This is a genomic window from Photobacterium sp. R1, assembly GCF_054600795.1.
The window spans coordinates 76,667-88,511 of sequence record NZ_BAAHZP010000017.1 but is presented as its reverse complement, the minus strand read 5'-3'; the positions used below and the strand labels follow the sequence as shown (position 1 = coordinate 88,511).

15 protein-coding genes are annotated in these 11,845 nt (G+C 47.8%); 10 read left to right on the top strand and 5 right to left on the bottom strand.

Features of this window, described 5'->3' with window-relative positions; genetic code table 11:
• On the top strand, positions 1–188 hold a 188-nt coding region (locus ACYP03_RS21120), incomplete at its 5' end, for a hypothetical protein (RefSeq protein ID WP_459782018.1).
• 90 nt (positions 189–278) lie between these two features.
• Here the strand turns inward: ACYP03_RS21120 and ACYP03_RS21115 are convergent.
• Positions 279–1,073 (bottom strand): M48 family metallopeptidase, encoded by a 795-nt coding sequence (locus ACYP03_RS21115; protein ID WP_459782017.1) that lies wholly within the window; start codon positions 1,071–1,073, stop codon positions 279–281.
• 107 nt (positions 1,074–1,180) lie between these two features.
• Here ACYP03_RS21115 and ACYP03_RS21110 point away from each other — a divergent pair, with 107 nt between their 5' ends.
• From ACYP03_RS21110 to ACYP03_RS21095, 4 genes are all read left to right on the top strand, one after another.
• On the top strand, positions 1,181–1,618 hold the full coding sequence (locus ACYP03_RS21110) for a hotdog fold thioesterase (protein ID WP_248142205.1): 438 nt from the start codon (positions 1,181–1,183) through the stop codon (positions 1,616–1,618).
• A complete protein-coding gene (locus ACYP03_RS21105; protein ID WP_248142206.1) occupies positions 1,615–1,851 on the top strand; it encodes a DUF3389 domain-containing protein in 237 nt (78 codons plus the stop codon). The genes ACYP03_RS21110 and ACYP03_RS21105 overlap by 4 nt, the downstream gene beginning before the upstream one ends.
• Positions 1,852–2,045: 194 nt before the next feature.
• Positions 2,046–2,948, top strand: a complete 903-nt coding sequence (locus ACYP03_RS21100; protein WP_459782016.1) for a phosphotransferase — start codon at positions 2,046–2,048, stop codon at positions 2,946–2,948.
• 67 nt (positions 2,949–3,015) lie between these two features.
• The gene (locus ACYP03_RS21095) at positions 3,016–3,657 is read left to right on the top strand and encodes a putative ATP-dependent zinc protease (protein ID WP_459782015.1); all 642 of its coding nucleotides are present in this window, start codon (positions 3,016–3,018) and stop codon (positions 3,655–3,657) included.
• A gap of 75 nt (positions 3,658–3,732) precedes the next feature.
• Here ACYP03_RS21095 and ACYP03_RS21090 read toward each other — a convergent pair whose 3' ends face one another.
• The 3 genes from ACYP03_RS21090 to ACYP03_RS21080 all read right to left on the bottom strand — a co-directional run bounded on the left by ACYP03_RS21090 (position 3,733) and on the right by ACYP03_RS21080 (position 7,671).
• A complete protein-coding gene (locus ACYP03_RS21090; protein WP_248142209.1) occupies positions 3,733–4,548 on the bottom strand; it encodes a DUF2797 domain-containing protein in 816 nt (271 codons plus the stop codon).
• 121 nt (positions 4,549–4,669) lie between these two features.
• Positions 4,670–7,066 (bottom strand): fatty acid cis/trans isomerase, encoded by a 2,397-nt coding sequence (locus ACYP03_RS21085; protein WP_459782014.1) that lies wholly within the window; start codon positions 7,064–7,066, stop codon positions 4,670–4,672.
• Positions 7,067–7,218: 152 nt separating this feature from the next.
• Complete coding sequence (locus ACYP03_RS21080; RefSeq protein WP_248142211.1) at positions 7,219–7,671, bottom strand: DUF3069 domain-containing protein; 453 nt, start codon at positions 7,669–7,671, stop codon at positions 7,219–7,221.
• Between the two features lie 265 nt (positions 7,672–7,936).
• On the opposite strand from ACYP03_RS21080, the gene ACYP03_RS21075 reads away from it, so the two are divergent.
• The 5 genes from ACYP03_RS21075 to ACYP03_RS21055 all read left to right on the top strand — a co-directional run bounded on the left by ACYP03_RS21075 (position 7,937) and on the right by ACYP03_RS21055 (position 11,108).
• Entirely contained in the window at positions 7,937–8,884 is a 948-nt protein-coding gene (locus tag ACYP03_RS21075) for a diguanylate cyclase domain-containing protein (RefSeq protein ID WP_248142212.1), read from the top strand.
• Between the two features lie 144 nt (positions 8,885–9,028).
• Positions 9,029–9,703 carry a YceH family protein gene (locus tag ACYP03_RS21070; RefSeq protein WP_459782013.1) on the top strand — a complete coding sequence of 225 codons (675 nt, stop codon included), beginning with the start codon at positions 9,029–9,031 and terminating at the stop codon, positions 9,701–9,703.
• The gene (locus ACYP03_RS21065; protein WP_459782012.1) at positions 9,696–9,998 is read left to right on the top strand and encodes a GIY-YIG nuclease family protein; all 303 of its coding nucleotides are present in this window, start codon (positions 9,696–9,698) and stop codon (positions 9,996–9,998) included. The genes ACYP03_RS21070 and ACYP03_RS21065 overlap by 8 nt, the downstream gene beginning before the upstream one ends.
• 64 nt (positions 9,999–10,062) lie before the next feature.
• The gene (locus ACYP03_RS21060; protein WP_248142215.1) at positions 10,063–10,530 is read left to right on the top strand and encodes a hypothetical protein; all 468 of its coding nucleotides are present in this window, start codon (positions 10,063–10,065) and stop codon (positions 10,528–10,530) included.
• A 32-nt stretch (positions 10,531–10,562) separates the two neighbouring features.
• The gene (locus ACYP03_RS21055; protein WP_248142216.1) at positions 10,563–11,108 is read left to right on the top strand and encodes a YaeQ family protein; all 546 of its coding nucleotides are present in this window, start codon (positions 10,563–10,565) and stop codon (positions 11,106–11,108) included.
• 119 nt (positions 11,109–11,227) lie between these two features.
• Here ACYP03_RS21055 and ACYP03_RS21050 read toward each other — a convergent pair whose 3' ends face one another.
• The gene (locus tag ACYP03_RS21050; RefSeq protein WP_330960363.1) at positions 11,228–11,839 is read right to left on the bottom strand and encodes a glutathione S-transferase; all 612 of its coding nucleotides are present in this window, start codon (positions 11,837–11,839) and stop codon (positions 11,228–11,230) included.
• Positions 11,840–11,845 lie beyond the last annotated feature (6 nt).

The following is an 11,845-nucleotide window of genomic DNA, read 5'->3' as shown; positions in this document are numbered from 1 at the left end:
TTACCACCGCACTTACCATCACAAGGGATCAGATCGCAGGACTTGGAAAAGGTTCAACTGATTTAGGCAACAACGCCCAACGGATGGGAAACGCTATCAGTGCAGGCCATTTCCGAACAGTCAGTGGTGTAATTTCGGTGGTGCTTATGCTCCGGGAACGGGTTGGGCTGCTTCAGATGCCTGGCTGACACTGTAATATATGTGAGTGAAAGTTGTTTCGAACCGTCTGTAAAATCAAGGCATCCGATGAGAAAGATGCCTTAACTTTTTTGTAAGTACTACGGGGCGGTGCACTGAGGGCGTTTTGCAACCGAAGGCGGTAAGCGTTTGATTTCTGCCTTCAGGTCATCAATTCGGGTGGCGTGTGAAGGGTGGGTTGATAAAATCTCCGGTGGCTGTGAACCGCCGCTTGCTTTATTCATATTTTGCCAGAGCGCGATACTCTGGTTCGGGTCGAAACCGGCCTGTGACATCATCCGAAGCCCGATAATATCTGATTCTGATTCCTGAGCCCGGCCATACGGCATCAGGATACCGTACTGAACCCCCAGCCCCAGACCTGCCATGGCCATTTCCTGATATTCGGTTCCACCTAACGCGACGCTGGAGAGTTGTAAGCCAAGGTTGGCGAGTTGGGTGCGTGACAGCCGCTCGTTACTGTGTTTTGCCAGAACATGCCCAATTTCATGTCCAATGACTGCAGCCAGCTGATCCTGATTGGTCGCTACACCGAGTAGTCCTGTATAAACCCCGATTTTACCTCCGGGAAGGGCAAAGGCATTGATCTGATCGCTGTCAAAAACCACGACTTCCCAGCCCGGACGATTGGGTTGGCTGCCTAACTGCGTGGTGAGTGCCCGGGTCACGCACTGGACGTAACTGTTGATTTTAGGATCTGTGCTAATTTTTTCCTTCTCTTTCATTTGCTCGAAGGATTGGACACCGAGCTGGGACATGTCCTGTTCAGAAAACAGCAATACCTGTTGCCTGCCAGTTGGTGAGTTACTGCAGGCGGAGATAAAAAGTGCACTTGCCAGCATGCTCGTCAGGCGAAGTGAATGGAACAATCTCATAGCGCTCACTCCTTTGTCTTATGAGTATATGTCATGTGATTCGCCGCTTATCAGCCAAATTCAGAGATGCTATGCTGAGGCGTCGAAAATGATTGTAAGGAACGTCAATGTCGATTTGGCAAAAGAAATTTGACCTGAATGATTTAAATCAAACGTCTAAAAACACCCTGGTTGAACATATCGGCATTGAGTATTGTGCCTTTGATGACAATAGCTTAACGGCTATCATGCCAGTAGATGCAAGAACTCACCAGCCTTTTGGAATGTTGCACGGTGGTGCTTCAGTTGTCCTGGCCGAAACCCTTGGATCTATTGCGGCCAATATGTGTGTCAGTGAGGATAAATATTGTGTTGGTCTGGATATCAACGCCAATCATATCCGGGTTGTTCGCACTGGTTTCGTGACAGGTAAAGCGGAGCCGATTCACCTGGGGGCAACGACTCAGGTCTGGCAAATCACGATTACAGATGAACGGGGCAATTTGGTCTGTACCAGTCGTCTGACGATGGCTGTTCTTCGCGACAAGAAAACGGAGCGCTCATGAATCTGACTTTCAGCCAGGGAAGAATCATCGCGAATCATCACGAACTGGTCATTCGGCTTGACGGAAGCGCCCGGGTTACCCTGCAGGCCAGTGCAGAAGATGTCCGGTTAATTCAGCAGCCGCAGTTAATCATCGCGACCGGAAGTGGCGTTCAGTGGTCTATTCATTTAGATAACAGCGAACAGCTCAAAGAATTATCCGAATGTCTGGGAATTGCTATCGATAAAATGTAAAAAGGAAGAGGTGCTTAAAATGAAGACAGGCACCTTTTTTGTTTTGAGGGTTATATCGCGAAGTGAAGCTTTGTGGTTGAGAATGGACCTGACTTTGTCACAGAATCACTCAGCTTCACCTCAATATTATTGACAATATTATAAAGAGTTTGCTTTTTTGCTGTGGTTGTTCACGGCGATAGAAAAGGATATCTATGCAAGAGCATCATCTGAACCGAATTGCCATCAAGGCATTTCGAACCCTGTTTGCAGGGCCTCCCGATTTTTGCAACTTACAGACAACATTTTATGGTTGGGTTGCGTTCTTATCTTCTGGTAAGCAGCGTGCAGTCATCAAGTTTTGTCGTCAGGTTGGCAGATTAAGTAAGGAAATTCATGCATTAAAGCGGCTGGACACATATATAGACTGTAAAGTGCCGGAAGTCTTATTTTTTGGCTATGAAGAGGGGTGCGAATATATTGTCATGGAATGGGTTGAGGGTATACCGGCACATGAGTTACCCAAAGAACAGAATGCAATCCATGTGTTTTCAGAACACTTCACTGATTTATTGATTCAAATGCATGAGCAGCCGCAGCACAATGGATTTGAAATCATAGAAAATAAATATACCTCTCACTTAATTCCTGCATTTGATGAATGGATGACACCGGTTCTGAGATATTTAACAAGCAGTGCTTCCCCGTTTTCGACCGAATTAAAGAAAAACTATGAACGAATGTGGGAGGAGCGGCATGCACTGCTGGCGCCGATCAATACTGAACCTTCTTTTGTGCATGATGACTGCCATTTAGGGAATGTTCTGTTCGACCCGGACACATACAAAGTGGTGGTTGTATTGGATCCCGCGGATGCGGGTGTTAAACACCGGGAATTTGATTTATTCCACTTAAATGATATCCGGCCAGAGTTGGATCTGATTACACGTTATGCTGAAAAGTCTCCGCTGGCTGAAGGATACGAAGTCCGTCGCTGGTATCTGAGTTTGTGGGATGATGCAAAGCACGCTTCTAATATCGGGTGGTATGATGAACAGCATTTGCTTCATAAAATGCGTCAGTATCAGCGTGTCTCAGCGCGCCGGTCGCGTTCCTGATATGTTCTGATCGTGAATTTTGAGATGTTCAAGTGTCCGCACAATTTGAGTTTGTGGTGAAGTCAGTATGAAGAAGTTGTTTCCATTGCTTTTTGTCAGTCTCTTTTCCGGCTGTGTGTCGACAAAAATGACCCGGACAACGACGTCGGAAGTGTCCAAGTCGCCTGAACCGGTTCGGGTCGGGCAGGCAAGTCTCCAGTCAGAAACTTTGCCTGCGGCTCAGAGGGCCACTCAGTCCGTGAAAACATCGGCAGTGCAGGCGGGAAAGTCAGCGAAAGCCACTTTGGTGCAGCCTGAGCCAGCAAAACCCGTGACAAAAACCAAAGACGGCAAATTGATCCTGGGGCATCAGGAGTGGGTGTGGTTTAACCCGGCGAAGCAATTTGTACGTGCTCATGTTGTTCAGACACAATCGGTCTCGACTTTAGGTGTCAATGCCATAGTGCCTTTCGAACGTGACGGACGCCCGTGGGTCAAGTTTAAAGTTTTGGGGAAGGCACTGGAAATGCCGGTTGATCGCTGGCAGGAAAGTGATGAACAGGAGCTTGCTGTCATCCAGGTGAGGACTGTCCTGGGGGAACTGAATGAGATGACTGACTTTGTGCTTGTGGAGGGTCAGGATGTCCGGTTGGGTGCAGATTTTATTCGGGACGTTGCTGTTGTTGATACGTCCAGAAAGTACGTTCAGCCAAAGACGAAAATGAACTGATCTGATGAAGTAATCGCCTTCAATATTCGTCGATAATCAGGCCGCACCAGGATGCGGCCTGATTTTTTCAATGATTTAAGGTGTTTGTACCGTTACTTCGTAGCTGGTGAATTTTCGAATGTTTATCACACCAGTATCGAAAATCAGATATTGCCCTTTGATACCCAGAAGAACCCCTTCAACGACGGCTTCCTTATCAAAATTGTGTGAAGTGATTTTGGTTGGATACTGACTGACCGGGTAGGCAATCTGTACGATTTCTTCATCCAGTCGTTCAATGGCATCGACGCCAAACTGTAAAAGCAGATCCTGAAGTCTGGATTCGATTGCCGGAAGCAGATGGTGGGCTTCGGCTTTTAAATCGAGAGCGTCTGAATCACCTTTTAGCATTGCACGCCAGTTGGTTTTGTCCGCAATAAATTCTGCCAGAGCCACTTCGACTAAGCCGGAAAGGTGGCGATTTTTAACTCTCAGTATCGGTAAAGCCTGTGTTGCCCCCTGATCAATCCAGCGGGTCGGGATTTGAGTGTGCCGGGTAATTCCGACTTTCAGCCCAGATGTGTTCGACAGGTAGACATAGTGCGGCACCATACAATGTGTATCGCCCCACTCAGGCTCCCGGCAGGTGCCCTGCGCATAATGGCAGGTTTCAGGCTTCATCACGCACATATCGCAACGAGCCAGTTTTTTCATACAGGGAAAACAGTGTCCTTGTGAGTAGCTTTTTTTCGTTTTCTTACCGCAGGCATCGCAGTAAATATTGCCGGTAAAAGTCAGCCGGAGCGGCTTGCCGATCAGCGGATTCAGGTCGAGGGTTTCATCGCCGACCAGAAGTTGGTAGTTCACAACATCGCCAAGCGATGAACGCATTTTGCTCAGTGTACCTTGCATGTGTGCTCTCTGTTACATTGCTTCAGTTGGGATCTGTGTCCCTTTGCGGTCCAGTGTATCATCTGGCGCCAGTAAGAAAAAACCGGCCACGCGGGCCGGTTATGCTGACTTCAGTCTTGATTTAGCGGTTTTCCAGCCTGTTGTAATCCAGCAGGCCGGATTCGACAGGGTGGTTGATTCTGTAAATCTGATTTAACTGATCACTGAATGCCCAAAAGTTCGGGTCTGTTCTCCGAACCGCGACTTTATCCAGCAGGGCCTGGTAATCTTCCTCGCTGTAAATTCGCTTGGCCTGTTTGACGACATCAGCCAGGTCAGATTCCCGAATTTGCCAGAAAACACTCGGGTAACTGCCCAGTAAGCCATGGACCAGCGTCAGGTTATCCTGAGATGGTTCCCGGTTCTTTTCTTCCTCAAACAGGCTGGAAATATTTTTATGCGCGCTGTTACGGGCTAGTGTCAGTAGTTGCGGCTGAACTTTCGGGTCATTCGGTTCAATCATGATGAACGTCAGTTCAGGATATAAGGTTGCCTGGCGGCCCTGAATACGGGCGAGCGCACGAAGCTGGTTGATACTGTCTTTGCTTAGTTTCAGGTTGTCCAGCGCATATCGTGTCTTATCCTGATCAACACCGGCCAACTTCTTCTTCAGCATCTGCATCAGTTCCGCTTTCGGATGATCTGTCTGATAACGGATCCCCGATGGCTGAGAGAAATCATTGATATCACCCTGCAGGAAGTTCTGCAGCGGCTGATTGGCATCCTGATACCAGTCGGCCAGTTCGGCGTGTCGTGTGTTGGGTGGCAACAGCGACAGGAAGTTAGATTCACCTTCCATCCGCAGGAAGTCCATGTACATGCGGGTTAGCAGCTGATGACCAAAGTTTCCGTAAACATCAAATCCTGCGACAAGAAGATAGTGAATTCGCTCAATGAGTGAATAATCGAGAACCCAAGCTGTTTTCGGAGGAGTGCCCACTAAACCTTTCACCACAGTTGCGCTGTCAAAGTGACGGAAGATCGTCAGGGCTGCATTATCGTTAAAACCGTCACCATCCCAAATTAAGTCAGTGGTCAGATGCTCACCATTCTTGAAGGTCCGGTTCATGAATTCATTTTTCGCGCGCAGGAAACGGCCTTGCTGTTTGGAGTAGGTGACCCAGTTGTGTAACGGCAGGGCAGTACTGTTTTTTTCAGCCGGCAAGCGCAGGCTATCTGCCTGTGAGGCATAAAAGGCAGCCACTTCAGGAATATCTGCCATATCCGGGTCGACAAAGACGACCCAGAATCTGTCATTGATGACATTCAGTGCCAGCTGACCACGGCAGACCGGTCCTTTGATGAAACCCATGATGGTATGCTGGGAATTGTCGATCATATACCGGTATCGGGCACTGACAGGAAGCTGTTCAAAAGCCAGTAATGGGTTCGCAGCCAGTTCAGGCGTATACCCCGGCAAGGCACTGATAGTGTATTCAGGTTGAATGAAATGTTCGTTTAAACGGGCCAGACGCTCGTCATTCAGTACAAACGGCATATGGGTTTTATCGACAATCGTTTCGCGCACCGGAAGAATACGGTAATAAACCCGTGATACACCCGGATCGTCGAACGGGCGTCGTGTTGCGATCAGATCAACCGGTTCTCCCGGCGCTGTGCGGGAACGCACAATGCGGAAAAACGCTGTCTTTCCATCTGATGACTGAACACCAGAGAAGTAGAGATGGGATACAAACCAGTGCTCAAACAGGTACCGGGCGGTGAGCTGATGTTTGAAATCATTCTGGTTCAGGAATGTTTCCCATTTGTTTATTTCGTCTCTGGCTTCCGGTGAGACTGTATTTTGACTAGTCATGGGGGCGCCTGCAGCAACCCAGTCCATCAGAAGCTGGTGTTCATTTTCTGCCAATTTGGGCAGCCCGTAAGGCATCCCCCAAAGCGGGTAAGATTGCTCAAAGGCAGACATTTCTTCAATCGTCGGGCATTGCTGGTTTCTGTCCAGCGAGAAATCCCAGTTGCCGGACAATACTTTTTCATCAGGTAACGGATGAGCCTGTTTCAGGGTCAGCATTCTGGCAATGACACTTAACTGAGTATTGGTTTCCGGGCTTTGCATCCGCTCATTTAAGACCGCATTGAAACCTTTCTGACGCCATTCATCCGTACTGTGCGCATCAATAAACATGCGGGTCGTATTGGCTGCGATCAGCCGTGTTCCCTGATAGACTTTTTCTTTGTTCGCGCCCCGGTCAATCCCTTCTGCTGAGGACATCTTTAACTGGCAGGGAGCATCGTAACAGGCATGACAGACAACACAGCGGTTTTCGACAAGCGGCTTGACTTCGTTCAGGTACCGTTGCGCCAGACTGGCTTCTGCGGGCAGGATTCTTTTCTGGGGTTCTGGCTGACCGTAGAGCTGATCGAGATTGAATCCGGCGTAGGTCGCACAACCTGAAAGGACCAGCACAAAAAACAGCAGCACTGGACGTTTAGTCAGTTTGGAAAAATGAAGGGTCATGAGTCTATCAAAGTCTGCCTGAAAAGCGTTAAGTATAAGTAATCGCAAGGTGATCTCAAGCTGTTTTAAACGATGTTCAATTAACTGGAGGGCGGTTCAGCTGGCAGTCAGATGAGCACTAAAAAACAGGGAGCTGAGTGCTCCCTGAAAGATTACTGATTGAAAATCGACTGGAACTCTTTTTTCATCGGCGGGTGACGACGAGCCTGTTTCAGTTGTTTACACAGATCTTTAACGCAATTACGCAGTACTTTGTCTAAAAGAACAGCTTTGTATTCGCTTTGTTCTTCTTCGCTCATCTGCTCTGGCAGTTGAGCATCCTGCATTTCGCCCAGGAAGTCGACGCCAGCATAGCTTTGACTGAGTGCAACCAGCGCATGAAATTGTTCGAAATTATCCAGTACGTTCTGAGCACTGGCCGGCAGTTCATCCCAGGCTTCCCGGGAAGTCGGTTCTGAGACCTTATACACATTGACCAGCATGTTTAACAGCTCTTCCGGTACCTGCTCAAATTCTACGACCTGGCGCAATTCAGGTGAGCAATCGTCCAGCGTGTACTCAACATTTTCGACCTGATCGAGGTCTTGTTTATCAATCTCAGACATACAAATTCCTAAGGGTGTTTTGAATAAAGGAGGCGAATGCTAATGACATAGCACTAAAAGTCAATATAGATGACTTTCTCTCTTTGAGATTAAGGTTCTTCAGAGAGATTGAAAGAGCTGAAATTAGGGGCTGAAAATTGCTTTCAAAATCGCGAGGTTGAATGCAGAGGTTGTGAACTGGACGGAGTAACGGGCGACACTTTGATATTCACTCTGTGCTATAAATGTTGTTAACGAATACCTAACAGAACAGCGGGATGCCTGAATGGATGCAATGCGAATATTGCTCGTCGATGATGTGCATGTAGAAAGATTACAATTAGCAGTGAGATTACAGCGCCTGGGTCATCATGTAGAAGCTGTGGGTTCGGGAGAAGAAGCGATTATTCGATATCCGAATTTTGAACCTGATCTGGTTTTAATGGATATCAGCATGCCGGAGATGGATGGTGTCGAAGTGGTACGGCAACTGCGTCGTCAGCATTCAGAATGGGTTCCGATCATTTTTCTCAGTGGTCACGATGAACCGGAAATGATTGCGAAGGCCATTGATATGGGCGGGGATGATTACCTGGTAAAGCCGGTTGATAAGATTGTACTGGTCTCCAAGCTCAAAGCCATGCAGCGTATTGCCAATATGCGTCATCAATTGAAAGCCACCTCTGAACAGCTCAGATTTGCAAACGAAAAGTTGTCGGAGCAAGTGAATGAGGATGGGCTGACTAAAATTGCAAACCGGCGTTATCTGGATATCAAACTTGCCGAATTCATATCAATTCATGGGCGCAGCGGAAATCCGCTGACTGTGATAATGATCGACGTTGATCACTTTAAGCCTTACAACGATCATTATGGGCATTTGGAAGGAGATCGCTGCCTGCAAATGGTGGCGAAAGAGTTGAAAGATAACTTCAGCCGGGCGGGAGAACTGGTGGCCCGATATGGCGGTGAAGAGTTTGTGGTCTTGCTGAGTCAATGCGATAAACAAAAAGCCATCAAAGAGTGTCAGCGTCTGAAAAAGTGCATTGAACGACTGGAAATTCCTCATACTCAATCGACGACATCGCATATTGTCACCGTCAGTCAGGGGATGGTTTCATGGGTCCCGACCGGGCTGGAAACGCCTGAGCACATCTACCAGATTGTCGATAAAGTGCTTTATCAGGCAAAAGAACATGGGAGAAACTGCTTTATTGCTGCAGAAGTCACCTGATTCTTGATTCATTACTGTGTATCCCCATCATTGATGGACTTTCCGCTTGTCGGATTCTTTGACCATGATAATCTCTTTTCAGGTCATGGATGGCGGTGTTTATCGCCATCCAACAGAAAACGATAAGAAAAAGGATCAATTTGTATGGAGATAACTCTTAGCCCTCTTGAAGCGAGAATCATTGGCTGTCTGCTGGAAAAAGAAGTGACCACGCCGGATCAGTATCCCCTTACTCTGAACTCACTGACAACTGCCTGTAATCAAAAAAGTAACCGCGATCCCGTGATGTCACTGGATGAAGCGACGGTGATGGATACGCTGGAAAGTCTGAAATCTAAGCGCCTGATTCAGGAAGTGACCGGCTTTGGCAGTCGTGTCACCAAATATCAGCACCGTTTTTGCAATACTGAATTCAGTACACTTCAGTTCTCTGAACAGGAAAAAGGCATTCTTTGTGTCTTACTGCTCCGAGGCCCGCAAACGGCAGGTGAAATTCGTACCAGAACGAACCGCCTGTGCACATTTGCGGATGTGAAAGAAGCAGAGACTGTGCTTGCTTCCATGGCAGAAGACAGCAAAGGACCTTTGGTGGTCAAGCTTCCCCGTGAATCCGGTAAACGTGACAGTCGCTATATGCATTTGTTTGGTGATGAAGACATCGCGCAAATGTCCTCAACGCAGAGTCAGTCTCAGTTCAGTGTTTCCGGTGGTCATGATGAGGAGACAGAGGAACGTCTGGCATTGCTCGAAGATGAAGTTGCATCGTTAAAAGAAGAAATTTTGATGCTGAAAGATAAAATCAGAGAGTTAAGTGAATAAGCGTGATCCTGTACCAATCTGGTTTGTCTATTTAATACGTACACGCTGTAATCGCCTATATTGTGGAGTAACGACGGATGTGAACCGTCGTTTCTCTGAACACCAGTCTGGTCAGAAAGGGGCCCGTTCTTTGAGAGGAAAAGGGCCTCTGAATCTGGCATGGAGTATCAGGATTGGGGATAAACGCAAGGCGATGCAGCTGGAATATAAAATTAAACAACTGCCTAAATCTGTCAAAGAGGCACTGGCTGCCAAACAAATCACGCTTGCCGAATTATTCCCCACCTGTTTTTAAGCTGCCTCTGAAAAATCTCAGTGTGCGGTGACGACTTTCAGTTTGTGTAGAAGTGGGGACGATTGTGAATAGATCATGGATATCTCGGCAAGTCATGGCGATTGGCCTGTTTGCTGCATTTTCTGCAACATCTGTGCAGGCAGCAGGCATTACCAGTCACCCTCAACCCGGCCAGCCCCTGAGTGAAAATGCGAAAAGACTGGTCAATCTGTATACGACATACATGCTCAAGGATGCAGTGCTTCAGGCTTGTACCAGGAGTATGGATGAAACCCGCCGACAGGTGAATGATCAATACATTGAATACTCCCGGCTCGCACTTGAATACATACAGGCGGGCCGGTTTGTTGTCAAAGAGCAGCTGCCAAAAGTGGATTTAATTGCCTGGCAGTCGAAATTAGCCCATTCGCAAGATTATTATGCAAATGGCTTTAGTGAATTTTCAGATGAGCGTGTAACATTGGAATGTCAACACGTTGCAAATGCGCTGGAAGCAATGAATCAGCGTTTTGCAGCTTTACGGCGGCAATAATTAATTTTTACTGATGATCTGGAAACTCAATTATGGCTCTGAAAGCCACCATTTATAAAGCGCAAATGAATGTCGCTGATCTGGACAGGGATTGTTACCTTGACGGGTCACATACACTGGCTTGTCATCCGTCGGAGACACTGCAGCGGCTCATGTTACGGGTGTTGGCCTGGGGGCTGAATGCCGATCAGGATCTGGCCTTTACCAAAGGGCTCTGTGATACCGATGAGCCTGATTTGTGGAAAAAGAATCTGAGCGATGAGATCGAGCTGTGGGTTGAGCTGGGTCTGCCTGATGAAAAAAGGGTGAAACGCGCGGCCCAAAAAGCCGATCGCGTGGTGATTTATGCTTATGGTGATAATGCTGCGCCAATCTGGTGGCAGTCCATGAAATCAAAAGCTTCACAATATAAAAATGTTTCGGTTGTGTTCATCGAAGATGAAGCACTTGCATGCCTTGAGGGCATGGTTGAACGGACAATGCAACTGCAACTGACGATCGAAGGCGAGCACGCCTGGTTGTCCGGCAATACCGGCAATTGTACGGTCATCCCGCAGTGGTGGCAGCGCTCTGCTTAAGTACGATTCAATCTGAAAAGAGTGGCCTCCCGGCCACTCTTTTTGGCTCATTTCATGCTGTGACTATTTGGCGTACGCGCCGTATAGAGATCAATCATCCAAATTCCTTCTGTTGTTTTTTACCGGGATACTGAAGCGCGGGTGCTGACTTTTTGAAGCCAGGCCTGAAGGTGAGGGAGTGACTCATCAACCTCGACGTTCAGATTTTTCATGAAATTGCACATCACAACGGCGGTAATGTCTGCCACAGAGAATTTCTCGCCAGCGATATAGGGCGACTTCGAGAGCTGTTGGTCCAGTTCCGGCAGAAATGCCACAAGGCGGTCCCGTGAGACTTCTCCCCATGCTTCAATACAGGTTTCACGGTCCTGATAAATACCGGTCAGATTCCTGAATGCCTGCATCGCAACCAATAAACCTTTCAATTCAACAATGCGTTGCCACATTTCAATCTGTGCTTTTTCAATCGGCGAATTGCCGAACAAAGACTTATCGGAAGGGTAACATTCGTCAAAATACCGGCAGATTGCGATGGATTCACAGATCGTAGTACCGTCATCCAGCTCCAGTACCGGAATTAAGTGGTTCGCGCTCTTGATCTGAAATGCTTCCGTTAGATTTTCGCCACTGCGGATATCAACGGAAACCCGTTCAACGTCGATGCCCATTTCGGCCAGAAAGATACTCACACGTCTTGCACTTGGGGAGGGGGCGAGCTCATAGATTTTCATCATGCA